The following is a 21,927-nucleotide window of genomic DNA, read 5'->3' as shown; positions in this document are numbered from 1 at the left end:
TTTCGCCTATTCGTTGTTGAACCGCGTTACGCCTGGGCGATCGCGGTTTCCAGGTGCTCGGCAAGAGCATCCCAGGCAATGTTCTGTTGTTCGCCCTGGCCACGCAGGGGCTTCAGACCGATTTCTTGCTTGGCCAGCTCGTCGTCGCCGAGGATCAGGGCGAACAGCGCGCCGCTCTTGTCGGCTTTCTTGAACTGGCTCTTGAAGCTGCCGGCACCGGCGTTGACCGCCAGGCGCAGGCCCGGCAGACGGTCGCGCAGGCTTTCGCTCAGACGCAGGCCGGCCAGCTCCGCCTGCTCGCCGAAGGCGCACAGGTAGACGTCGATGGTGCGGCTGATCGACTCGGGCACCTTGCCCAGGGTCTCCAGCAGCAGGATCAGGCGCTCGATGCCCATGGCGAAACCAACGCCCGGGGTCGGCTTGCCGCCCATCTGCTCGACCAGGCCGTCATAGCGGCCACCGGCGCAGACGGTGCCCTGGGCGCCGAGCTTGTCGGTGACCCACTCGAACACGGTCTTGCTGTAGTAATCGAGGCCACGCACCAGCTTGGTGTTGATCACGAACGGGATACCGGCAGCGTCCAGGCGAGCCTTGAGGCCCTCGAAGTGCACGCGGGATTCTTCGTCCAGGTAGTCTTCCAGTTTCGGCGCGCCGACCAGCACCGCCTGGGTGCCCGCATCCTTGCTGTCGAGGATGCGCAGCGGGTTGCTCTTGAGGCGACGCTGGCTGTCTTCGTCCAGTTGCTCGAGGCGCGCGGACAGGAACTCGACCAGCGCATCGCGGTAGCGCGCGCGGGCTTCGCTGGTGCCCAGGCTGTTGAGCTGCAGCTCCACGGCGTCCTGGATGCCCAACAGGCCCCACAGGCGCCAGGTCAGCATGATCAGCTCGGCATCGACGTCCGGGCCATCGAGGTTGAACACCTCCACGCCGATCTGGTGGAACTGCCGATAGCGGCCCTTCTGCGGGCGCTCGTGGCGGAACATCTGGCCGATGTACCAGAGCTTCTGCACCTGGCCGTTGCCGGTGATGCCGTGCTCGAGTACCGCGCGCACGCAGGCGGCGGTGCCTTCGGGGCGCAGGGTGAGCGAATCGCCGTTGCGGTCGTCGAAGGTGTACATCTCTTTTTCGACGATATCGGTGACTTCACCGATCGAGCGCTTGAACAGCTCGGTGAACTCGACGATCGGCGTACGGATCTGGCTGTAGCCGTAGCTGTCCAGCAGGCCGGCCACGGTGCCCTCGAAGTAGCGCCACAGCGGCGACTGGTCGGGCAGGATGTCGTTCATGCCACGGATGGCTTGCAGCGATTTGCTCACGAGTAGTCCTTACGAATTCTGTGTATCAGCCACGGGCGATCAGCGCCGCGTCGGCCTCGGCCTTCTCGGCCGCTTTCTGGCGGATGAGTTTTTCCAGCTCATCGACCAGGTTGTCGTTGTTCAGCTTCTGCGATGGCTTGCCATCGATGTAGATCAGGTTCGGCGTGCCGCCGGTGAGGCCGACGTGCGCCTCCTTGGCTTCGCCCGGGCCGTTGACCACGCAACCGATCACGGCCACGTCCAGCGGTACCAGCAGGTCTTCCAGGCGCCCTTCCAGCTCGTTCATGGTCTTGACCACATCGAAGTTCTGCCGCGAGCAGCTCGGGCAGGCGATGAAGTTGATGCCACGGGAACGCAGATGCAGCGACTTGAGGATGTCGTAGCCGACCTTCACTTCTTCAACCGGGTCAGCGGCCAGCGAAATGCGGATGGTGTCGCCGATACCTTCGGCCAGCAGCATACCGAGGCCGACGGCGGATTTCACTGTCCCCGAACGCAGACCACCGGCTTCGGTGATCCCTAAGTGCAGCGGCTGGATGATCTGCTTGGCCAGCAGGCGGTAGGCTTCGACGGCCATGAACACGTCGGAGGCCTTGACGCTGACCTTGAAGTCCTGGAAATCCAGGCGGTCGAGGTGCTCGACATGGCGCAGCGCCGACTCGACCAATGCGGCCGGGGTCGGTTCGCCGTACTTCTTCTGCAGGTCTTTCTCGAGGGAGCCGGCGTTGACGCCGATGCGGATCGGAATGCCACGGTCACGGGCGGCATCGACCACCGCGCGCACACGGTCTTCGCGGCCGATGTTGCCCGGGTTGATGCGCAGGCAGTCGACGCCCAGTTCGGCCACGCGCAGGGCGATCTTGTAGTCGAAGTGGATGTCGGCGACCAGCGGCACGCTGACCAGTTTCTTGATCTTGCCGAACGCCTCGGCGGCGTCCATGTCCGGTACCGAGACACGCACGATATCGACGCCGGCATCGACCAGGCGCTGGATCTGCCCCACGGTGGCGGCGACGTCATTGGTGTCGGTGTTGGTCATGCTCTGCACCGCGATGGGCGCATCGCCGCCCACCGGTACATTGCCGACCCAGATTTTGCGGGATTCGCGACGTTTGATCGGAGATTCGCCGTGCATGACTTACTGTCCCAACTTCAGGCGAGCGGTTTCGCCACTGGTGAACGGGGCGACATCGACCGCCTGGCCGTTGTAGCTCACCTGGGCGCCGCGGGCGAACCCGAGGCGTACCGCGAACGGTGGCTTGCCGGTCAGTTCCAGGCTGTCGCCCTTGCGCTTGATGGCGCTGAACAGCACCTTGCCGTTGCCGTCAGAGACCTGGGTCCAGCAATCGGCGGTGAACTGGATGTGTACGCTACCGCTGCCGGCCGGTACTGGCGCCGGAGCCGCTGTCGCCGGGGCGACGGGAGCCGGAGCGACGGCCACCGGGCTGGCGGGCGCAGGCTGGGCGACCGGGGCGACGGTTGCAGCCGCAGCAGGCGCGGGAGCAGGAGCAGTGCTTGGCGCTGGCGCCGGCACGCTGTTGGACGGTGCCACAGCCACTACCGGTGCCGGGGTTTCAGCGGCCACTGCCGGAGCTTGTTCGCTGGCCACTGGCTCCAATGGCAGCACTTCGCCAGCAGGTTGCTGGGCTTCACTGACAGCCTGGTCTTCCGGCTCGTCCAGCGGGTGAATCTGGGTAGTGCCGTCGGCGCTCTCGACCTCGACGTGCTCCAGGGCGATCTTGGCCAGGTCCTTGCCGCGCAGGCTGCCTTGGTCCTGCCACCAGAAGAAGCCACCGCCCACCACGGCCACCAGCAGCAGCAGGCTGACCACGCGCATGATGTTGTGCGACAGGCGGACCGGCTCCTCGATGCGACCGAGCGCGTGCACGTCGCTGCCTTGGGCGTGGGTGCCGGTAATGTTGTCGAACGCCTGCACCAGCGGAGCCTGGTCCATGCCCATCAGTTTGGCGTAGGCACGGATGTAACCACGGGCGAAGGTGTGCCCGGGCAGCTTGTCGAAGGCGCCGGCTTCCAGGTTGTTCAGCGAAGATACCGTGAGGTTGAGCTTTTGCGCGACTTCGGCCTGGCTCCATTCCCGCTGTTCACGGGCCTGGCGCAAGACGTCACCGGGGTTCTGGCGAGTCGCTGCTACTTCTGTTTGCGCGGCTTTCATCGTTGCTCCGACAGGTATTGCTGATATTCCGGCGTACCGGGATAAAGTCGTTGTAATTGCTGGCCCAACCGGGCCTCGTCACCCTGTTGGTCAAGGGCGCGGGCCAGACGGCTGCCCAGCAACAGGCTGCGGGCGTTCTGTTCGCTCAGCTGGCTGAAACGATCGTAGTAGTCCCGGGCCGGCACATAATGCCTGTTTTCGTAGGACAACTCAGCCATTTCAAGCAACGCCTTCGGTTGCCGCTGATCGAGGCGCAGTGCCTTTTCCAGGTATTCGCGGGCCTGCTCGCCCTGCCCCAGCTTGCGCGCGGTCAGGCCGAGGTTCTCGTACACCCGCGAACGCTCAGGGTACAAGGTATCGGCGGCCGCCTGGCGAAACATCGCTTCAGCGTCGGCAAAACGGCCCTGAGCATATAGGAAACTGCCGTAGTTGTTGCGGATTCGCGTGTCATCCGGGCGTGCAGCCAGCGCTTTACGGAAGTGCTGGCCTGCCAGTTGCGGCTCAGCCTCGGCCTGGAACACCAGCGCCAGTGCCGCATTGGCGTCGGCATCGGTACTGTTCAAGGCCAGTGCCTTGGCCAATGGTGCCTTGGCCTGCCCGGTCAAACCTTGTTGCAAATACCCCAGCCCCAGTTGCACATAAGCCCGCACAGCCTCGTCGCGCCCCTGGCGGCTGGCCAGCGGGTCACCCCCACCGCTGGAAACGCAGCCAGCCAGCAGCGCAAGCGTGAGGATCGACAGCGCGGCGCGCAGGGTCATGGGGCGGGTGCTCGTCAGGGGCGCGCGGCGCTGTCTTGCGGCTCGTCGGCAGCCAGCTGGCGCACGGCGATGTAACGCTCGCTGCGGCGGGTGCGGTCGTTGACCTGGCCGACCAACTGCCCGCAAGCGGCATCGATGTCGTCACCGCGGGTGGTGCGGGTGGTGACGTTGAAACCACCGTGGTGCAACAGGTCCTGGAAGCGGCGAATGGCATTGTTGCTCGGCCGCTCGTAGCCCGAGTGCGGGAACGGGTTGAACGGGATCAGGTTGATCTTGCACGGCACGTCGCGCAGCAGCTCGATCATCTGTGCCGCGTGCTCGGGCTGGTCGTTGACGTCCTTGAGCAGGGTGTACTCGATCGTCAGCACGCGCTTGCCGCCGAGCGTGGACATGTAGCCCATGCACGATTCCAGCAGCATCTTCAGCGGGTACTTCTTGTTGATCGGTACCAGCTGGTTGCGCAGCTCGTCGTTGGGAGCGTGCAGCGACAGGGCCAGCGACACGTCGATGTGCTTGGCCAGCTCGTCGATCATCGGCACCACGCCCGACGTCGAGAGCGTCACGCGGCGCTTGGAAATGCCATAGCCCAGATCTTCCATCATGATCTTCATGGCGGCGATGACATTGTCGAAATTCAGCAGGGGTTCGCCCATGCCCATCATGACCACGTTGGTGATGGCGCGGTCGATCTTGGCCGGAACGGTCCCGAAGGATTTGTTGGCAAGCCACACCTGGCCGATCACTTCGGCGGCGGTGAGGTTGCTGTTGAAGCCTTGCTTGCCAGTGGAGCAGAAGCTGCAGTCCAGGGCACAGCCGGCTTGCGACGACACGCAGAGCGTACCGCGATCGTCGGTAGGGATGTAGACGGTCTCGACGCAGCTGCCAGAGGCAACGCGGACCACCCACTTGCGGGTGCCGTCGGCGGAAATGTCTTCACTGACCACTTCCGGGCCCCGAATCTCGGCAACGGCCTCGAGCTTTTCGCGCAAGACCTTGCCGACATTGGTCATGGCGGCGAAATCATCGACGCCAAAATGGTGAATCCATTTCATCACCTGACCGGCGCGGAAGCGCTTCTCCCCGATTGAGTCGAAGAACTGTTCCATTTCCGCCAGGGTCAGCCCCAGCAGGTTGATCTTGCCAGTAGATGTCGTCATGGATTCACCCTCACCCGTAAGCTTTCGCTTAGCGAGTGGTTACCTCGGTAGCAGCGAAGAAGTAAGCGATTTCGCGAGCAGCGGCAGCTTCGGAGTCCGAACCGTGAACGGCGTTGGCGTCGATCGACTCGGCGAAGTCAGCACGGATGGTGCCTGGAGCAGCTTCTTTAGGGTTGGTGGCGCCCATCAGCTCACGGTTCAGAGCGATGGCGTTTTCGCCTTCCAGAACCTGGACAACGACTGGGCCGGAAGTCATGAAGGCAACCAGGTCACCGAAGAAGCCACGAGCGCTGTGCTCGGCGTAGAAGCCTTCGGCTTCGGCTTTGGACAGTTGCTTGATTTTCGAGGCAACGATTTTCAGGCCGGCTTCTTCGAAGCGAGTGGTGATCTTGCCGATGACGTTTTTGGCGACGGCGTCAGGCTTGATGATCGAGAAAGTACGTTGAACAGCCATGGAGAACTCCAGAAATATGAGTGTTGCGAAAAATTAAACCCGCGAATTATACGCGGGTTCCAGGGGATTGCCTAACCTGCAGCGTGCGCTTAGTCGGCTTCGTCGATCCAGGCCGCCTGGATGGCCTCGAGCACTTTCTCACCGCCGCGTGACGGATCGTCGCTGAAGTCTGGCAGTGCCAGCACCCAGCGGTGCAGATCGACGAAATTCACGTAACGAGGATCGACGTCGGGCTTGCTTTCTGCAAGCTGGATGGCGATCTCAAGTACATCAATCCATTTCAGGCTCATGGGGCAAACCTCAGTGCGGCGCTTCGGCGGCGTGGTTGAGCGAGTATTTGGGGATTTCGATGGTGAGGTCTTCATCGGCCACCACCACCTGGCAACCCAGGCGCGATTGCGCTTCCAGGCCCCACGCTTTGTCCAGCATGTCTTCTTCGAGCTCGTCGGCTTCTTCAAGCGAGTCGAAACCCTTGCGCACGATGCAGTGGCAGGTGGTGCAGGCCTTGACGCCGCCGCAGGCGCTTTCCATCTCGATGTGATGGTCGTGGGCCAGCTCCAGGATATTGGTCCCGGCGGGCACTTCCACGGTCAGCCCCTCGGGGCAGAACTTTTCATGCGGCAGGAATGTCACCAGCGGCATCGGTTACTCCTCGATCTCATTCAGGTTGCGCCCGGCCAGTGCGGCTTTGACCGTCGAATCAAGGCGACGGGCGGCAAATGCATCGGTCACCTGCGACAGACGCTTGGTCTGTTGCTCGATGGCAGCGCCATCGGTGCCGCTCAGCAAATCACGTAGTTCCTGCATCTGGAATTGGATGGCGTCGCGCTCGTCAGCACTGAGCAGACGCTCACCATCGGCGTCCAGGGCGCCCTGTACCGCTTCGAGCAGACGCTCGCCGTCGACTTGGTGCTCGCGCAGCTGGCGCGCCTGCTTGTCAGAGCCTGCGTGCTCGAACGAGTCCTTGAGCATGCGGGCGATTTCGCCGTCGGTCAGGCCGTAGGATGGCTTGACCTGGATGCTCGACTCCACGCCCGAACCCAGTTCGCGCGCGGCGACACTGAGCAGGCCATCGGCATCGACCTGGAAGGTGACGCGGATCTTCGCGGCGCCGGCAACCATGGCCGGGATGCCGCGCAGCTCGAAGCGCGCCAGCGAGCGGCAGTCGCTGATCAGCTCGCGCTCGCCCTGCAGCACATGGATCATCATGGCCGACTGGCCATCTTTATAGGTGGTGAACTCCTGGGCACGGGCCACCGGAATGGTGGTATTGCGCGGAATCACCTTTTCCATCAGCCCGCCCATGGTTTCAAGGCCGAGCGACAGCGGGATGACGTCGAGCAGCAGCAGCTCGCCCCCTTCCCGACGGTTGCCGGCCAGGGTGTCGGCCTGGATGGCGGCGCCAATGGCGACCACCTGGTCCGGGTCGATGGAGGTCAGCGGGGTGCGGCCAAACAGCGTACCCACGGCGTCGCGCACACGCGGCACGCGGGTAGAGCCGCCAACCATCACCACCGCCCCCACCTCCTCCAGCTCGATACCGCTGTCGCGCACGGCGCGGCGGCAGGCCTTGAGGCTGCGGGCAATCATCGGCTCGATCATGGCGTCGAAGGCGGCGCGGGTCAGCTCGCCCTGCCAGGCAGCATGCTGCACGCTGACCACGTCGGCATCGGTCAAGGCTTCCTTGGCCGCACAGGCAGTTTGCAGCAACAGGCGCTGGGTGGCAGGGTCGAGATCGGCGGACAGGCCGGCCTGTTCGATGATCCAGCCGGCAATGGCGTGGTCGAAGTCATCGCCACCCAGAGCGGTGTCGCCGCCGGTGGCCAGCACTTCAAAGACGCCGGCCGTCAGGCGCAGGATGGAAATATCGAAGGTACCGCCACCCAGGTCGAAGATCGCCACGACGCCTTCGGCATTCTGATCCAGGCCATAGGCCACGGCAGCAGCGGTCGGTTCGTTGAGCAGGCGCAGCACGTTGAGGCCGGCCAGCTTGGCGGCGTCCTTGGTGGCCTGACGCTGGGCGTCGTCGAAATACGCAGGAACAGTGATCACCGCGCCCACCAACTCACCGCCGAGCGTCTCTTCGGCACGCGCACGCAGCACCTTGAGGATGTCGGCCGACACTTCCACCGGGCTCTTCGGCCCCTGGACGGTGTCGATGAACGGCATGTGCGACTCACCGCCGACAAACCGGTACGGCAGCTGCTCGCCGAGCTGCTTGACGTCGGCCAGGCCACGCCCCATCAGGCGCTTGACCGAAACGATGGTGTTGAGCGGGTCGCTGGGCGCAGCTTCGCGCGCGCTCAGGCCAACGTCGACGCCGTTATCCAGGTAGCGCACCGCGGAGGGCAGGATGACCCGGCCCTGAGCATCGGGCAGCGGCTCGCTGCGCCCGCTACGCACGGCGGCGACGAGAGAATTGGTGGTGCCCAGGTCGATACCCACCGCCAGGCGGCGCTGGTGCGGCTGGGGGCTCTGACCGGGTTCGGCGATCTGCAGTAGGGCCATGCTTATCTGAGTACCTTAGGCGTCATCACGGGTAACGCCGGGATTAATCGTCGAGGCGCTCTTCGAGTTGGCGCACTTCTTGGGCGAGCTTGTCGAGGAACTGCATGCGGCGCATCAGGCGTTCGGCCTGGTCACGCTCGGCTGCAACATCCCAGCAGGCGGCGAAATCCTCGTTCAGCGTGTCCTGGGCGGCCTTGAGCCGCTTCTTGAACACGGCCACGCCGTCGAGGTCGGCTTCGTCCTGCAGCTCTTCGAGCTCTTCGCGCCACTGCATCTGCTGCAACAGGAAGGCCGGGTCGTGCACCGTGACTTCCTGGGGCACTTCATGGCCACCGATGGCCAACAGGTAACGAGCTCGGCGCGGTGCGCTGCGCAAGGTCTGGTAGGCGTCGTTCAGAGCCGCCGACTTTTCCAGGGCAACACGCTGTTCGCGCTCGGAGGCATCGGCGAAGCGGTCCGGATGAACCTCGCGGGCCAGCTCGCGATAGCGAGTGGCCAGTTTGTCGAGGTCCAGGCGAAAGCTCGGTTGCAGGTCAAACAGTGCGTAATGACAAGGAGTACCCACGGCCAGCCTCAAACGTTGAAGCTTTCGCCGCAGCCACATTCACCGCGCACGTTGGGGTTGTTGAACTTGAAGCCTTCGTTCAACCCTTCCTTGACGAAGTCCAGCTCGGTGCCGTCGAGGTACACCAGGCTTTTCGGGTCGATGATGACTTTCACGCCGTGGTTCTCGAACACCTGGTCTTCTTCGGCCAGCTCGTCAACGAACTCCAGCACGTAGGCCAGGCCCGAGCAACCGGTGGTGCGCACGCCCAGGCGAATGCCTTCACCTTTGCCGCGCCCGTCGAGGGAGCGGCGAATGTGGTTGGCGGCGGCTTCTGTCATGCTGATGGCCATCAGAACTCCTTACCTTGCAACAGGCGACTTAGACCAGGCCTTTCTTCTGCTTGTAATCGCGAACGGCTGCCTTGATGGCATCTTCGGCGAGTACGGAGCAGTGGATCTTGACCGGCGGCAGTGCCAGCTCTTCAGCCAGCTGGGTGTTCTTGATGGTTTCGGCTTCGTCCAGGGTCTTGCCCTTCATCCACTCGGTGGCGAGGGAGCTGGAGGCGATGGCCGAACCGCAGCCGTAGGTCTTGAACTTGGCGTCTTCGATGATGCCTTGCTCGTTGACCTTGATCTGCAGACGCATCACGTCACCGCACGCTGGAGCGCCGACCATGCCGGTACCGACATCCGGATCCTCGGCATTCATCTTGCCGACGTTGCGTGGGTTTTCGTAGTGGTCGATGACCTTTTCACTGTATGCCATGGTGCAATTCCTTCCTCATCAGGGAGCCGCTCTTGCCGGCGACTGCTTAGTGGGCGGCCCACTCGATCTTGGAGATGTCGACGCCGTCTTTGTACATGTCCCAAAGGGGCGACAGCTCACGCAGTTTGTTTACGGCCTCGCAGACTTTCTGCGCGGCGTAGTCGACTTCTTCTTCGCTGGTGAAGCGGCCGAAAGAGAAGCGGATCGAGCTGTGCGCCAGTTCGTCGTTACGGCCCAGGGCGCGCAGGACGTAGGACGGCTCGAGCGAAGCGGAGGTGCAGGCCGAACCGGACGAAACAGCGATGTCCTTGAGCGACATCAGCAGCGACTCGCCTTCGACGTAGTTGAAGCTCAGGTTCAGGTTGTGCGGTACGCGGGCGGTCTGGCTGCCGTTGACGTACAGCTCTTCGAGGCCCGAGACCTGCTTGAAGAAGCGGTCGCTCAGAGCCTTGATGCGCACGTTTTCGCTGGCCATTTCCTGCTTGGCAATGGCGAAGGCTTCGCCCATGCCGACGATCTGGTGGGTTGGCAGGGTGCCCGAGCGCATGCCGCGCTCATGACCACCGCCGTGAACCATGGCTTCCAGGCGTACACGCGGCTTGCGGCTGACGTACAGCGCGCCGATACCTTTGGGGCCGTAGACCTTGTGCGCCGAGAACGACATCAGGTCGACTTTCAGCTTTTGCAGGTCGATTTCGACCTTGCCGGCCGACTGGGCGGCATCGACGTGGAACAGCACGCCGCGCGAGCGGGTCAGTTCGCCGATGGCGGCGATGTCGTTGATCGAGCCGACTTCGTTGTTCACGTGCATCAGCGAAACCAGGATGGTGTCGTCACGCAGGGCAGCTTCGACCATGGCCGGGGTGACGATGCCGTCATCGCCTGGCTCGAGGTAGGTGACTTCGAAACCTTCACGCTCGAGCTGGCGAGCGGTGTCCAGGACCGCCTTGTGCTCGATCTTGGAGGTGATGATGTGCTTGCCCTTGGTCTGATAGAAGTGCGCCACGCCTTTGAGGGCGAGGTTGTCGGACTCGGTGGCACCGCTGGTCCAGACGATCTCGCGCGGGTCGGCATTGATCAGCTCGGCCACCTGGCGACGGCCATTCTCGACCGCTTCTTCGGCTTTCCAGCCAAACACGTGGGAACGCGAGGCCGGGTTACCGAAGTTCCCGTCGACCAGCAGGCATTCGGCCATTTTCTGGGCCACACGTGGATCGACCGGTGTGGTCGCGGAGTAATCGAGGTAGATCGGCAACTTCATTGAGTATCTCCTATCAGGCGTTGGCGTCGCTCGGCGCTGAATTTCAGTCGACGGCGGACGTCTCAATCTTGTCCAGCATGGCGGTACGGCCTGCAACACGGCGCAGGTCCTGGCGCTGGGCGACTTCTTGCACCTCACGGCGCTTGACGAGGTCGGCCAGGCTGATGCCGCTGAGGAATTCATGGATCTGCTGGCTCAGGTCGCACCACAGGTGGTGAGTCAGGCAGGTATCACCGGCATGGCAGTCGCCCAGGCCCTGGCAGCGGGTGGCATCGACCGACTCGTTGACCGCGTCGATCACCTGGGCCACCTGGATGGTTTCCATGCCGCGCGACAGCTGGTAACCGCCGCCTGGGCCGCGAACGCTGGATACCAGGCTGCTGCGGCGCAGCTTGGCGAACAGCTGCTCCAGATAAGAAAGGGAAATGCCCTGGCGCTCGGAAATATCGGCCAGTGACACCGGCCCATGCTGCGCGTGTAACGCCAGATCAAGCATGGCGGTCACGGCGTATCGGCCTTTGGTAGTCAGTCGCATGGCGTATGGTTACCACGGGAGTTACAGAATGTGTGCGAGTATGCGATTCCCGAGCATTTAAGTCAACTATTAGACCTAGTGCTTTAGTCGGGTATGCATGCGGGAGGCGGGCGCGAGTGTAGCAGACGAGGGGCGCGAGCACACGCCCCTTGTGTCGGGCTGGCGGAATCAATGCGGCTGAGTGTCGCCCTGCTTCAGCTCTGCGCAGGCATTGGCGAAGTCATCGGCGGGCAGTGCCGGCAGCTCCTTGGCACAGTAATCACTGCCCATCCTGGTCAGGGCGCCACACATCCCCTCCAGGCGCTCGTCGACTGCCTGCAAGTGGTCAAGCATCTGGCCGATGGCCCTGGCCACCGGGTCGGGCATGTCGCCGCTGACACCATAGGCGTCGAAACCGATCTTCTCGGCCATGGCCTTGCGCTTGGCTTCGACGGCATCGTCTTCGCTCTTGACGATGATGCGCCCCGGGATGCCCACCGCCGTGGCGCCGGCCGGCACCGCCTTGGTGACCACGGCGTTGGAGCCGATCTTGGCCCCGGCACCGACCGTGAACGGCCCCAGCACCTTGGCGCCCGCCCCCACCACCACGCCGTTTTCCAGGGTCGGGTGGCGCTTGCCTTTGTTCCAGCTGGTGCCGCCCAGGGTTACGCCCTGGTACAGGGTCACGTCGTCACCGATCTCGGCGGTCTCGCCAATGACGATGCCCATGCCGTGGTCGATGAAGAAGCGCCGGCCGATGGTCGCGCCCGGGTGGATCTCGATACCGGTCATCCAGCGCCCGAAGTTCGACACCAGGCGAGCCAGCCATTTGAAATCGCGCTTCCACAGGGCATTGCCCAGACGGTGCAGCCAGATGGCATGCATGCCCGGGTAGCAGGTCAGGACCTCGAAGGCGTTGCGCGCCGCCGGGTCACGATGGAAAACACTTTGAATATCTTCACGCAGACGCTCGAACATCGTTCAGTCCTTCCGTTTATGCGGCTCGCCCCGGACGACTTTCTGGGTCTCGGTGAGGATGCCGCGCAAAATGCTCATTTCCGTACGCTCGACCAAGCTGCGCCCGAACAGCCGGCGCATGCGCGGCATCAGGTGCTTGGGCTTGGCGGGGTCGAGGAAGCCAATGTCCACCAGGGTTTTTTCCAGGTGGTCATAGAACAGCTCCATTTCGTCCATGGTCGCCAGCTCGTTGGCGTCCGCTTTCTCGACCTTGGGCGCCACGCCCTGCACCGCCAACGAGGCCATGCGCACCTCGTAGGAGAGCACCTGGACGGCGGCGGCCAGATTCAGCGAGCTGAAGTCGGGATTGGAGGGAATGTGCACGTGGAAGTGACATCGCTGCAGTTCTTCGTTGGTCAACCCGGCGTGCTCGCGACCGAACACCAGGGCGATTTCCTCGCCGGCCAGGGCATGTTCCACTGCCTTGGTGCCGCACTCCCGGGGGCCGATCAACGGCCAGGGGATGCTGCGCTCGCGGGCGCTGGTGCCCATCACCAGGTTGCAACCGACCAATGCCTGCTCGAGGCTGTCGACCACCTGGGCATTGTCGAGCACATCGTCGGCACCCGAGGCGCGCGCCGAGGCATCGGCGGCAGGGAATTCTTTTGGCTGCACCAGCACCAGACGCGCCAGGCCCATGTTTTTCATGGCACGCGCAGCGCCGCCGATATTGCCGGGGTGGCTGGTATTGACCAGAACAACACGAATATTTTGCAGCAAGGTGTTGTGCTCACAGACGCGGATGAAGAAGGTTTCGATCTTACAGAACCGACCAGCGTAACGCCATGAAAGCAAATGTGACACTTCTTCCGTCAAAGATTTCTGCTAGAATGTGCGGCTTTCTTCTTTAACATCTCCAGGTGACCTTCCCATGCAGCCTATGCTGAATATCGCCCTGCGCGCCGCTCGCAGCGCCAGTGAACTGATTTTCCGCTCCATCGAACGCCTGGACAGCATCAAAGTCGACGAAAAGCAGGCCAAGGACTATGTGTCCGAGGTCGACCGTGCCGCCGAGAAGGTCATCGTCGAAGCCCTGCGCAAAGCCTACCCGAACCACTCGATCCAGGGCGAAGAGACCGGCCTGCACGCCGGCAACGGCGAAGAAGGCAAGGACTACCTGTGGATCATCGATCCACTGGACGGCACCACCAACTTCCTGCGCGGCATCCCGCACTTCGCCGTCAGCATCGCCTGCAAATACCGCGGCCGCCTGGAGCACGCCGTGGTCCTCGACCCGGTTCGCCAGGAAGAATTCACTGCCAGCCGTGGCCGTGGCGCCCAGATCAATGGCCGTCGCCTGCGCGTCAGCTCGCGCACCAGCCTGGAAGGCGCCCTGCTGGGCACCGGCTTCCCGTTCCGTGACAACCAGCTGGCCGACCTGGACAACTATCTGGGCATGTTCCGCGCACTGACCGGCCAGACCGCCGGCATCCGCCGCGCCGGTTCCGCCAGCCTGGATCTCGCCTATGTGGCCGCCGGCCGCTTCGACGCCTTCTGGGAGTCGGGCCTGTCCGAGTGGGACATGGCTGCAGGCGTGCTGCTGATCCAGGAAGCAGGCGGCCTGGTGAGCGACTTCAACGGTGGCCATGACTTCCTCGAGAAGGGCCATATCGTTGCCGGCAACATCAAGTGCTTCAAGGCCGTGCTGACTGCCATCCAGCCGCACCTGCCGGAGAGCATGAAGCGCTAAGCGCTGATTGCCGAGCACAAAAAAACGCCCCTCGGGGCGTTTTTTTTGGTCTGCACTTCAAGCCTGGTCCCGCACTTACTCTCTCTGTACGAGCGGCCTTGTGTCGCGAAAGGGGCGCGAAGCGGCCCCAGGATCTGATGTACACCTCAAGATTGCCGGGGCTGCTGCGCAGCCCTTTCGCGACACAAGGCCGCTCCTACAGAAAAGCAGACTGTGCGCGCAGCAAGGCAGGATGCACCAGGCTCACTGCCCCGCCTGGTTCTCGCTCAGGATCAGCTTGCCGTTCTTGTCCACAGGGATGGTCGAGCCCGGCTCGTGATTCATCTTCACCTTGCCCACCTGGTCACCGAGGGAATAGGTGACGTTGTACCCCACCACCTTCTCGCTGATGTCGTTGACCGTGCTGCAACGGGTCTGCATGGTCGTGGTGGTGTCACGCTCCTGCATGTATTCCTGGGTCTTGTTGCCCGCGTAGCCACCGCCTACCGCGCCGGCGACCGTGGCGATCTTCTTACCGGTACCGCCGCCGATCTGGTTACCCAGCAGACCACCGGCAATGGCTCCGACCACGGTACCGGCAATCTGATGCTGGTCCTTGACCGGTGCCTGGCGGGTCACAGCGACCTCCTTGCACACCTCGCGCGGTGTCTTCACCTGCTGCTTGATTGGCTGCACGTCGGTGACCTGGGCGTATTCAGGGCCCTTGTTCACCAAGCTGTAGGTCGCTACAGCACCTCCGGCAGTCACACCGACAGCACCCAGTACCGCACCCACCAGCATTGATTTATTCACCTGAACCTCCTGATCTTTCTTACGGGTTCCAGCCCGCTTTCTCCCAGCCTTGGAGCAAAAAAAAAGGCGCGAGTTCAACACTCGCGCCTTTGATTACGCCGAACGGCGCCGAACGATGGTTTACGGACGCTCGTCCACGCCCTCGTTCTTGGCCGGCGGGATCAGGTCTTCACTGTTCAGGTTCAGCCAGATCAGCACCACGTTGGCGATGTAGATTGACGAGTAGGTACCCGCCATGACGCCGATGAACAGCGCCAGGGAGAAACCAAACAGGTTGTCACCACCGAAGAACAGCAGGGCCGCGATGGCCAGCAAGGTCGACACCGAGGTGGCGATAGTGCGCAGCAGGGTCTGGGTGGTCGAGACGTTGATGTTCTCGATCAGCGAAGCCTTGCGCATCACCCGGAAGTTCTCACGCACCCGGTCGAACACGACGATGGTGTCGTTGAGCGAGTAACCGATGATCGCCAGTACCGCTGCCAGTACCGTCAGGTCGAAGGTGATCTGGAAGAACGACAGGATACCCAGGGTCACCACCACGTCGTGGATCAGCGAGACGATGGCACCCACGGCGAACTTCCACTGGAAGCGGAACGCCAGGTAGATGAGGATGCCGCCCAGGGCCAGGAGCATGCCCATGCCGCCCTGGTCACGCAGCTCTTCACCCACCTGCGGGCCGACGAACTCGACGCGCTTGAGGGTGGCCGGGTTGTCACCGCCGGCCTTCTGCAGCGCCGCCGCAACCTTGTTGCCCAGCAGCGGGTCATCGCCCGGCATGCGCACCAGCAGGTCGGTGGTGGCGCCGAAGCTCTGCACCACGGCCTCGTGGAAGCCCGACTCGACCAGCTCGGCACGGACGGCCTTGAGGTCTGCAGGGCGCTCGTAGGTCAGCTCGATCAGCGTACCGCCGGTGAAATCCAGGCCGAAGTTCAGGCCCTTCTGCCACCAGCTGAACAACGCCAGTACGGTGAGGAGCACGGTAATGGCGAATGCGACATTGCGCACGCCCATGAAATTGATGGTTTTCATCGCAGCTCCCTCAAACCCACAGCTTCTTGATGTCACGCCCGCCACAGGTCAGGTTGACCATCGCGCGGGTCACCATGACGGCGGTGAACATCGAGGTGAAAATCCCGAGGGACATGGTGACCGCGAAGCCCTTGACCGGGCCGGTACCCATGGCGAACAGGATGCCGCCCACCAGCAGGCTGGTCAGGTTGGCGTCGATGATCGCGGTGTACGCACGGTTGAAGCCTTCGTGGATGGCACGCTGCACCGACATACCCGCTTTGAGCTCCTCACGGATACGCGAGAAGATCAGCACGTTGGCGTCGACCGCCATACCCATGGTCAGCACGATACCGGCGATACCCGGCAAGGTCAGCGTAGCGCCCAGCAGCGACATCAAGGCCAGCAGCAGCACCATGTTGCCCGCCAGGGCGACAGTGGCGATCACGCCGAAGCCACGGTAGATGGCGATGATGAACAGCGAGACGAACAGCATGCCCCACAGGGATGCATCGATACCCTTGGTGATGTTGTCGGCACCCAGGCTCGGGCCAATGGTACGTTCTTCGGCGAAGTACATCGGCGCAGCCAGACCACCGGCACGCAGCAGCAGGGCCAGTTCAGACGATTCGCCCTGGCCGTTCAGGCCGGTGATACGGAACTGGCTGCCCAGCGGCGACTGGATGGTCGCCAGGCTGATGATCTTCTTCTCTTCCTTGAAGCTCTGGACCGCAACGTCCTTCTCGACGCCGTTGACCGTCTGCTTCTCGTAGTGAGTGACCGGCTTCTGCTCAATGAAGATCACCGCCATGCTGCGCCCGACGTTGGAGCGGGTAGCGCGGCTCATCAGCTCGCCGCCGTGGCCGTCGAGGCGGATGTTCACCTGCGGGCGACCGTGCTCGTCGAAGCTGGCCTGGGCGTCGGTAACCTGGTCACCGGTGATGATCAGGCCGCGCTCGACCGGGGCGGAGCGGCCGCCTTCGCGGAACTCGAACACCTCGGTGGTGGCCTTGGACGCACCCGGCTCGGCGCCGAAGCGGAACTCCAGGTTGGCGGTCTTGCCGAGGATACGCTTGGCTTCGGCGGTGTCCTGCACACCCGGCAGCTCGACCACGATGCGGTTGGCGCCCTGGCGCTGTACCAGCGGCTCGGCCACGCCCAGCTCGTTCACACGGTTGCGAACGGTGGTCAGGTTCTGCTTGATGGAGTATTCGCGGATTTCGGCGACCTTGGCCTGGGTCAGCGCCAGGCGCAGCACGGCGAGCTCATTGCGCTCGGTGGTGGTCAGTTCGAAATCATTGAAATTCTTGCGGATCAGGCTGCGGGCCTGTTCGCGGGTAGCGTCGTCGGCGAAGCCCAGCATGATGCCGCCATCCTGCTGAGGCAGGCTGCGGTAGCGGACGCGCTCTTTGCGCAGCAAGGTCTTGACCTCGCCTTCGTAGACTTTCATGCGGGCAGTCATGGCCTTGTCCATGTCCACTTCCAGCAGGAAGTGCACGCCACCGGACAGGTCCAGGCCCAGCTTCATCGGGCTGGCACCCAGGTTGCGCAGCCACTGCGGGGTGGTCTGGGCCAGGTTCAGGGCCACGACATAGTCATCGCCGAGGGCCTTGCGCGCCACATCCTTGGCTGGCAGCTGGTCTTCCTGGTTGGTCAGGCGCACCAGCGCACTGCCCTTCTCGCCCAGGTTGCCGCCTTTCACCGCGATGCCGGCATCGGTCAGCGCCTTGGTGACGCGATCGAGGTCAGCCTGGCTGACATGCAGCGCGGAGCTGGCGCCGCTGATCTGTACCGCCGGATCATCCGGGTAGAGGTTGGGTGCGGAATAAATAAAACCGATCGCCAGTACCACCACGATCAGCAGGTATTTCCACAGAGGGTATTTGTTCAGCATCACGCCGCCCGTTCAAGACGCGGGGCGCTTTGCGCGCCCCGACTGGAAAAATGAAACCGGTAACTCAGATAGCCTTGAGCGTACCTTTTGGCAGGGTCGCGGCAATCGCGCCCTTCTGGAACTTCAGCTCGACGGTGTCGGACACTTCCAGAACCACGAAATCATCGGAAACCTTGACAATCTTGCCGGCGATGCCGCCGTTGGTGACAACTTCGTCACCCTTCTGCAAGTTGCTCAGCAGGTTCTTCTGCTCTTTGGCGCGCTTGGCCTGTGGGCGCCAGATCATCAGGTAGAAGATGACCAGGAAGCCGACCAGGAAGATCCATTCGAAGCCGGTACCGGCTGGGCCGGCGGCAGGGGCTGCAGCGTCCGCGTAGGCGGCGGGAATCAAGAAGCTCATTGTGCACTCCTAATGCAAATTTTCTAATAATGGATGCAAACAGTCAGTCCAAAGGCGGCACAGGGAGCCCGCGTTTGGCGTAGAAGGCGTCGACAAAGGCGGCCAATTTACCCTGTTGAATAGCCTCGCGTAAACCGGCCATCAAGCGCTGGTAATGGCGCAAGTTGTGGATGGTATTCAGCATGCTGCTCAACATTTCGCCGCACTTGTCCAGGTGGTGCAGGTAGGCGCGCGAGAAGTTGGTGCAGGTGTAGCAATCGCAGGTCGGATCCAGCGGCGATTCATCATGACGATGGAACGCATTGCGGATCTTGATCACCCCAGTGTCGATGAACAGATGGCCGTTGCGCGCATTGCGCGTGGGCATCACGCAGTCGAACATGTCGACGCCGCGGCGCACACCCTCTACAAGATCCTCCGGCTTGCCTACCCCCATAAGGTAACGAGGTTTGTCAGCCGGCATCTGGCCTGGCAGGTAGTCCAGCACTTTGATCATCTCGTGCTTGGGCTCACCCACCGACAGACCACCGATGGCCAGGCCGTCGAAGCCGATGTTGTCCAGGCCTTCCAGCGAACGCATGCGCAGGTCCTGATACATGCCGCCCTGCACGATACCGAACAGCGCCGCGGTGTTGTCGGCGTGGGCGTTCTTCGAGCGCTGGGCCCAACGCAGCGACAGCTCCATCGAGGTGCGCGCCACGTCGTGCTCGGCCGGGTACGGCGTGCACTCGTCGAAGATCATCACGATGTCCGAGCCCAGGTCGCGCTGCACCTGCATGGACTCTTCCGGGCCCATGAACACTTTCGAGCCATCCACGGGCGAGGCGAAGGTTACGCCCTCCTCCTTGATCTTGCGCATGGCGCCCAGGCTGAACACCTGGAAACCACCGGAGTCGGTGAGGATGGGGCCTTTCCATTGCATGAAGTCGTGCAGGCCGTTGTGCTTCTTGATCACCTCGGTGCCCGGGCGCAGCCACAGGTGGAAGGTGTTGCCAAGGATGATCTCGGCGCCGATGGCTTCAATGTCGCGCGGCAGCATGCCCTTGACCGTGCCATAGGTGCCCACCGGCATGAACGCCGGGGTTTCCACGGTGCCACGGGGGAAGGTCAGCCGACCGCGACGGGCCTTGCCGTCGGTGGCCAGCAGTTCGAACGACATTCGACAGGTGCGACTCATGCTTGATCCTCTGGGCCGCGTGGCGCCGGATTGCGGGTGATGAACATGGCATCACCGTAACTGAAGAAGCGGTAACCGTTGGCCACCGCCGCCGCATAGGCAGCCATGGTCTCGGGGTAACCGGCGAAGGCCGAGACCAGCATCAGCAGCGTGGACTCCGGCAGGTGGAAGTTGGTCACCAGGCAGTCGACCACATGGAACGGCCGGCCCGGGAAGATGAAGATATCGGTGTCGCCGCTGAACGCCTTGAGCACGCCATCGCGCGCCGCGCTTTCCAGCGAACGCACGCTGGTGGTACCCACGGCGATCACCCGGCCACCACGGGCACGGCAGGCCTCGACGGCGTCGACCACATCCTGGCTCACTTCGAGCCACTCTTTGTGCATGTGGTGGTCTTCGATCTTGTCGACCCGCACCGGCTGGAAGGTGCCGGCGCCCACATGCAGAGTGACGAAGGCGCGCTCGACGCCCTTGGCTGCGATCTTTTCCAGCAGCGCCTCGTCGAAGTGCAGCCCGGCGGTAGGCGCAGCCACTGCGCCCGCACGCTCGGCATAGACCGTCTGATAGCGCTCACGGTCGGCGCCCTCGTCCGGGCGGTCGATGTAGGGCGGCAGCGGCATATGGCCGACACGTTCGAGCAGGGGCAGCACCTCTTCGGTGAAGCGCAGCTCGAACAGGGTATCGTGGCGCGCGACCATCTCGGCCTCGCCACCGCCATCAATGAGGATCACCGCGCCTTCTTTCGGCGCCTTGCTGGCGCGCACATGGGCCAGCACGCGGTGGCTGTCCAGCACGCGCTCGACCAGCACTTCCAGCTTGCCGCCGGAGGCTTTCTGGCCGAACAGCCGTGCAGGAATAACCCGGGTGTTGTTGAACACCATCAGGTCGCCGGGGCGCAGGTAGTCGAGCAGGTCGGTGAATTGCTGGTGGGCCAGCGCGCCGCTTTGACCGTCGAGCACGAGCAGGCGGCTGCCGTGACGCTCGGCCAACGGGTGGCGGGCGATGAGGGAGTCTGGGAGTTCGAAAGAAAAATCGGCGACGCGCATGATGATGTTCGGTTCGACAGGGCCGGGAAGTTTAGCCCAATGCATGAAAATTGACCATGAAAGACGATTGACCGACCTCATGCGCCTCTCTATACTGCGCCGCGACAAGCCCTGATGGCGGAATTGGTAGACGCGGCGGATTCAAAATCCGTTTTCGAAAGGAGTGGGAGTTCGAGTCTCCCTCGGGGCACCAAAATCCAGAAAAAACCGACCTTATGGTCGGTTTTTTTGTGCCTGGGAATCGGGGAAAGTTGGGCTGACCGTACTGGCTTCATCGCCGGCAAGCCGGCTCCCACAGGTATGCGCCATGCCTGAACCCTGCGCCGTCCATTGTGGGAGCTGGCTTGCCAGCGATGCGCCACGACAGTGAAGCCCGCTTCACTGATTCAATCTTGCACCCAAGTCTTTAAGACTTTCCCCATTCCATGTAGTCCATTTCCCAAACATACTCCAAACCCCTTTCAAGCCATTGCGGTGGTCTGGGTCGGACCCTAGTCTCGGCCGGTCGTTGCTAAATCAACGATCAGCTTTGACAGGCTGACTCAGTAATAAACTCGCATGGCTTCGCCTTTCATGGCGGCTGTACGTGGGGCACTTTCGAGTGCGCCGGGTTTTCCTTACTGACCGGTCTGTCAACCCACGTACGCTGCCACCCACTTGTTTGACAGCAATGGTGGATAGCTCTTCAGTAAGGATTACCCCATGTTGAAGATTGTCCCCGACCCACCGCTTTCCCCTGAGAAGTTCCACTCCCTTGAAGACCTCCTGGTCCAGATCTCGGAGAGGCTCTTCTGCGCCCTCTCCATCATCCACCTGCACACCCCGGCCCAAGTCACGCCCTTGGACCGAGGCCTGTCGCTGACAACCACCCAAGAGATCGAAGCCACCCGTCAATTAGCGGAGTTGGCATTGAGCAAACTGCAGGTCAAGCACTGACCAGGGGGAAAACGCGACGACCGACTGGACTGCCTGCATTAGCGGTTCGGTTTCGGTAATGGCGATAGTGAACAGGACGTGTACGCATAGAGCATGGTAGCCACGCCAGCCCCGCAATTGGGCTATCAGGGCAACATGCTGCGGTACGGGTGGTAAAGCTCTAAACGGCCCTATATGAGGCTCCTGGACGCTTTGTTGGCCACTGCCGCCATACGCAGCACCAACGCCTTATACCTAGAGCGTGGGAGCGGGCTTGCCCCGCGATGACGCCAACCCAGCCAGCCTCACTGCCTGAGCAGTGCCTGGCCAGAGCTATCGCGGGGCAAGCCCGCTCCCGCAGGTGCTCCTCACATCGGAGGCGCAAAAGACCTTTGCCTTGAACCGAGGTTGGAAGAATTAAAAGCCGGAAAAGACAAAACCCCTACCTGCATGCGCAGATAGGGGTTTTGCGAAATGAATCTTGACGATGACCTACTCTCACATGGGGAAACCCCACACTACCATCGGCGATGCA

The 21,927-nt window shown here is 62.7% G+C and carries 24 protein-coding genes and 1 tRNA gene; 3 read left to right on the top strand and 22 right to left on the bottom strand.

Annotated features, from left to right (window positions below):
* Nucleotides 1-26: 26 nt before the first annotated feature.
* The 16 genes from hisS to trmJ form a co-directional block, all read right to left on the bottom strand.
* Entirely contained in the window at nucleotides 27-1,316 is a 1,290-nt protein-coding gene (hisS, locus tag ABE459_RS12315) for a histidine--tRNA ligase (protein WP_258643055.1), read from the bottom strand.
* A gap of 25 nt (nucleotides 1,317-1,341) precedes the next feature.
* On the bottom strand, nucleotides 1,342-2,451 hold the full coding sequence (gene ispG / locus ABE459_RS12310; RefSeq protein WP_110993496.1) for a flavodoxin-dependent (E)-4-hydroxy-3-methylbut-2-enyl-diphosphate synthase: 1,110 nt from the start codon (nucleotides 2,449-2,451) through the stop codon (nucleotides 1,342-1,344).
* A gap of 3 nt (nucleotides 2,452-2,454) precedes the next feature.
* Entirely contained in the window at nucleotides 2,455-3,489 is a 1,035-nt protein-coding gene (locus tag ABE459_RS12305) for a RodZ family helix-turn-helix domain-containing protein (protein ID WP_323831499.1), read from the bottom strand.
* Nucleotides 3,486-4,247, bottom strand: a complete 762-nt coding sequence (gene pilW / locus ABE459_RS12300; protein ID WP_323831501.1) for a type IV pilus biogenesis/stability protein PilW — start codon at nucleotides 4,245-4,247, stop codon at nucleotides 3,486-3,488. Before pilW ends, ABE459_RS12305 begins: the two co-directional genes overlap by 4 nt.
* A 14-nt stretch (nucleotides 4,248-4,261) precedes the next feature.
* Nucleotides 4,262-5,404 carry a 23S rRNA (adenine(2503)-C(2))-methyltransferase RlmN gene (gene rlmN / locus ABE459_RS12295; protein WP_110993499.1) on the bottom strand — a complete coding sequence of 381 codons (1,143 nt, stop codon included), beginning with the start codon at nucleotides 5,402-5,404 and terminating at the stop codon, nucleotides 4,262-4,264.
* Nucleotides 5,405-5,432: 28 nt separating this feature from the next.
* Complete coding sequence (gene ndk, locus ABE459_RS12290; protein ID WP_011532343.1) at nucleotides 5,433-5,858, bottom strand: nucleoside-diphosphate kinase; 426 nt, start codon at nucleotides 5,856-5,858, stop codon at nucleotides 5,433-5,435.
* 89 nt (nucleotides 5,859-5,947) lie between these two features.
* Nucleotides 5,948-6,148: a Fe-S cluster assembly protein IscX gene (gene iscX, locus ABE459_RS12285; RefSeq protein WP_125465402.1), complete on the bottom strand. Its 201-nt coding sequence runs from the start codon at nucleotides 6,146-6,148 to the stop codon at nucleotides 5,948-5,950.
* Between the two features lie 10 nt (nucleotides 6,149-6,158).
* Complete coding sequence (fdx, locus tag ABE459_RS12280; protein ID WP_110735783.1) at nucleotides 6,159-6,500, bottom strand: ISC system 2Fe-2S type ferredoxin; 342 nt, start codon at nucleotides 6,498-6,500, stop codon at nucleotides 6,159-6,161.
* A gap of 3 nt (nucleotides 6,501-6,503) precedes the next feature.
* Nucleotides 6,504-8,366, bottom strand: a complete 1,863-nt coding sequence (gene hscA / locus ABE459_RS12275) for a Fe-S protein assembly chaperone HscA (protein WP_125465403.1) — start codon at nucleotides 8,364-8,366, stop codon at nucleotides 6,504-6,506.
* 43 nt (nucleotides 8,367-8,409) lie between these two features.
* The gene (gene hscB / locus ABE459_RS12270) at nucleotides 8,410-8,931 is read right to left on the bottom strand and encodes a co-chaperone HscB (protein ID WP_125465404.1); all 522 of its coding nucleotides are present in this window, start codon (nucleotides 8,929-8,931) and stop codon (nucleotides 8,410-8,412) included.
* Nucleotides 8,932-8,939: 8 nt separating this feature from the next.
* Nucleotides 8,940-9,263, bottom strand: coding sequence for an iron-sulfur cluster assembly protein IscA (iscA, locus tag ABE459_RS12265; RefSeq protein ID WP_011532338.1), 324 nt, complete (start codon nucleotides 9,261-9,263; stop codon nucleotides 8,940-8,942).
* A 28-nt stretch (nucleotides 9,264-9,291) separates the two neighbouring features.
* A complete protein-coding gene (iscU, locus tag ABE459_RS12260) occupies nucleotides 9,292-9,678 on the bottom strand; it encodes a Fe-S cluster assembly scaffold IscU (RefSeq protein WP_010452756.1) in 387 nt (128 codons plus the stop codon).
* Between the two features lie 46 nt (nucleotides 9,679-9,724).
* Nucleotides 9,725-10,939, bottom strand: a complete 1,215-nt coding sequence (locus ABE459_RS12255; protein ID WP_125465405.1) for an IscS subfamily cysteine desulfurase — start codon at nucleotides 10,937-10,939, stop codon at nucleotides 9,725-9,727.
* A gap of 43 nt (nucleotides 10,940-10,982) precedes the next feature.
* On the bottom strand, nucleotides 10,983-11,474 hold the full coding sequence (iscR, locus tag ABE459_RS12250) for a Fe-S cluster assembly transcriptional regulator IscR (RefSeq protein ID WP_110993503.1): 492 nt from the start codon (nucleotides 11,472-11,474) through the stop codon (nucleotides 10,983-10,985).
* A gap of 168 nt (nucleotides 11,475-11,642) precedes the next feature.
* Complete coding sequence (gene cysE / locus ABE459_RS12245) at nucleotides 11,643-12,431, bottom strand: serine O-acetyltransferase (RefSeq protein WP_125465406.1); 789 nt, start codon at nucleotides 12,429-12,431, stop codon at nucleotides 11,643-11,645.
* Nucleotides 12,432-12,434: 3 nt separating this feature from the next.
* Nucleotides 12,435-13,190: a tRNA (cytosine(32)/uridine(32)-2'-O)-methyltransferase TrmJ gene (gene trmJ, locus ABE459_RS12240; protein WP_323831527.1), complete on the bottom strand. Its 756-nt coding sequence runs from the start codon at nucleotides 13,188-13,190 to the stop codon at nucleotides 12,435-12,437.
* Between the two features lie 151 nt (nucleotides 13,191-13,341).
* Between trmJ and suhB the strand changes: the two genes are divergently transcribed.
* The gene (gene suhB, locus ABE459_RS12235) at nucleotides 13,342-14,160 is read left to right on the top strand and encodes an inositol-phosphate phosphatase (protein WP_323831515.1); all 819 of its coding nucleotides are present in this window, start codon (nucleotides 13,342-13,344) and stop codon (nucleotides 14,158-14,160) included.
* Nucleotides 14,161-14,403: 243 nt separating this feature from the next.
* Here suhB and ABE459_RS12230 read toward each other — a convergent pair whose 3' ends face one another.
* From ABE459_RS12230 to queA, 6 genes are all read right to left on the bottom strand, one after another.
* Nucleotides 14,404-14,952 (bottom strand): glycine zipper 2TM domain-containing protein, encoded by a 549-nt coding sequence (locus tag ABE459_RS12230; RefSeq protein WP_125465407.1) that lies wholly within the window; start codon nucleotides 14,950-14,952, stop codon nucleotides 14,404-14,406.
* 120 nt (nucleotides 14,953-15,072) lie between these two features.
* On the bottom strand, nucleotides 15,073-15,981 hold the full coding sequence (gene secF / locus ABE459_RS12225) for a protein translocase subunit SecF (protein WP_110993507.1): 909 nt from the start codon (nucleotides 15,979-15,981) through the stop codon (nucleotides 15,073-15,075).
* Nucleotides 15,982-15,991: 10 nt separating this feature from the next.
* Nucleotides 15,992-17,854, bottom strand: coding sequence for a protein translocase subunit SecD (gene secD / locus ABE459_RS12220; protein ID WP_125465408.1), 1,863 nt, complete (start codon nucleotides 17,852-17,854; stop codon nucleotides 15,992-15,994).
* A gap of 64 nt (nucleotides 17,855-17,918) precedes the next feature.
* Entirely contained in the window at nucleotides 17,919-18,254 is a 336-nt protein-coding gene (yajC, locus tag ABE459_RS12215; RefSeq protein WP_008092587.1) for a preprotein translocase subunit YajC, read from the bottom strand.
* A gap of 43 nt (nucleotides 18,255-18,297) precedes the next feature.
* Entirely contained in the window at nucleotides 18,298-19,413 is a 1,116-nt protein-coding gene (gene tgt / locus ABE459_RS12210) for a tRNA guanosine(34) transglycosylase Tgt (RefSeq protein WP_167409821.1), read from the bottom strand.
* A 14-nt stretch (nucleotides 19,414-19,427) separates the two neighbouring features.
* Nucleotides 19,428-20,477 carry a tRNA preQ1(34) S-adenosylmethionine ribosyltransferase-isomerase QueA gene (queA, locus tag ABE459_RS12205; protein WP_125465410.1) on the bottom strand — a complete coding sequence of 350 codons (1,050 nt, stop codon included), beginning with the start codon at nucleotides 20,475-20,477 and terminating at the stop codon, nucleotides 19,428-19,430.
* A 108-nt stretch (nucleotides 20,478-20,585) separates the two neighbouring features.
* On the opposite strand from queA, the gene ABE459_RS12200 reads away from it, so the two are divergent.
* Both ABE459_RS12200 and ABE459_RS12195 read left to right on the top strand, forming a co-directional pair.
* Nucleotides 20,586-20,670: transfer RNA gene (locus tag ABE459_RS12200), tRNA-Leu, on the top strand.
* Nucleotides 20,671-21,179: 509 nt separating this feature from the next.
* Nucleotides 21,180-21,413: a hypothetical protein gene (locus tag ABE459_RS12195; protein WP_323831523.1), complete on the top strand. Its 234-nt coding sequence runs from the start codon at nucleotides 21,180-21,182 to the stop codon at nucleotides 21,411-21,413.
* Nucleotides 21,414-21,927 lie beyond the last annotated feature (514 nt).

The organism is Pseudomonas sp. TWI923 (genome assembly GCF_039673365.1).
GTDB lineage: Bacteria > Pseudomonadota > Gammaproteobacteria > Pseudomonadales > Pseudomonadaceae > Aquipseudomonas > Aquipseudomonas sichuanensis.
This window is presented reverse-complemented; position numbering and strand designations above follow the sequence as displayed.

Bases quoted from the DNA above. Each gene is read 5' to 3' on its own strand.
- secF (WP_110993507.1), bottom strand. From the start codon at position 15,981: ATGAAAACCATCAATTTCATGGGCGTGCGCAATGTCGCATTCGCCATT.
- pilW (WP_323831501.1), bottom strand. From the start codon at position 4,247: ATGACCCTGCGCGCCGCGCTGTCGATCCTCACGCTTGCGCTGCTGGCT.
- queA (WP_125465410.1), bottom strand. From the start codon at position 20,477: ATGCGCGTCGCCGATTTTTCTTTCGAACTCCCAGACTCCCTCATCGCC.
- rlmN (WP_110993499.1), bottom strand. From the start codon at position 5,404: ATGACGACATCTACTGGCAAGATCAACCTGCTGGGGCTGACCCTGGCG.
- hscA (WP_125465403.1), bottom strand. From the start codon at position 8,366: ATGGCCCTACTGCAGATCGCCGAACCCGGTCAGAGCCCCCAGCCGCAC.
- iscU (WP_010452756.1), bottom strand. From the start codon at position 9,678: ATGGCATACAGTGAAAAGGTCATCGACCACTACGAAAACCCACGCAAC.
- secD (WP_125465408.1), bottom strand. From the start codon at position 17,854: ATGCTGAACAAATACCCTCTGTGGAAATACCTGCTGATCGTGGTGGTA.
- iscX (WP_125465402.1), bottom strand. From the start codon at position 6,148: ATGAGCCTGAAATGGATTGATGTACTTGAGATCGCCATCCAGCTTGCA.
- yajC (WP_008092587.1), bottom strand. From the start codon at position 18,254: ATGAGCTTCTTGATTCCCGCCGCCTACGCGGACGCTGCAGCCCCTGCC.
- ispG (WP_110993496.1), bottom strand. From the start codon at position 2,451: ATGCACGGCGAATCTCCGATCAAACGTCGCGAATCCCGCAAAATCTGG.
- tgt (WP_167409821.1), bottom strand. From the start codon at position 19,413: ATGTCGTTCGAACTGCTGGCCACCGACGGCAAGGCCCGTCGCGGTCGG.
- cysE (WP_125465406.1), bottom strand. From the start codon at position 12,431: ATGTTCGAGCGTCTGCGTGAAGATATTCAAAGTGTTTTCCATCGTGAC.
- ABE459_RS12195 (WP_323831523.1), top strand. From the start codon at position 21,180: ATGTTGAAGATTGTCCCCGACCCACCGCTTTCCCCTGAGAAGTTCCAC.
- suhB (WP_323831515.1), top strand. From the start codon at position 13,342: ATGCAGCCTATGCTGAATATCGCCCTGCGCGCCGCTCGCAGCGCCAGT.
- iscR (WP_110993503.1), bottom strand. From the start codon at position 11,474: ATGCGACTGACTACCAAAGGCCGATACGCCGTGACCGCCATGCTTGAT.
- ndk (WP_011532343.1), bottom strand. From the start codon at position 5,858: ATGGCTGTTCAACGTACTTTCTCGATCATCAAGCCTGACGCCGTCGCC.
- ABE459_RS12255 (WP_125465405.1), bottom strand. From the start codon at position 10,939: ATGAAGTTGCCGATCTACCTCGATTACTCCGCGACCACACCGGTCGAT.
- fdx (WP_110735783.1), bottom strand. From the start codon at position 6,500: ATGCCGCTGGTGACATTCCTGCCGCATGAAAAGTTCTGCCCCGAGGGG.
- iscA (WP_011532338.1), bottom strand. From the start codon at position 9,263: ATGGCCATCAGCATGACAGAAGCCGCCGCCAACCACATTCGCCGCTCC.
- ABE459_RS12305 (WP_323831499.1), bottom strand. From the start codon at position 3,489: ATGAAAGCCGCGCAAACAGAAGTAGCAGCGACTCGCCAGAACCCCGGT.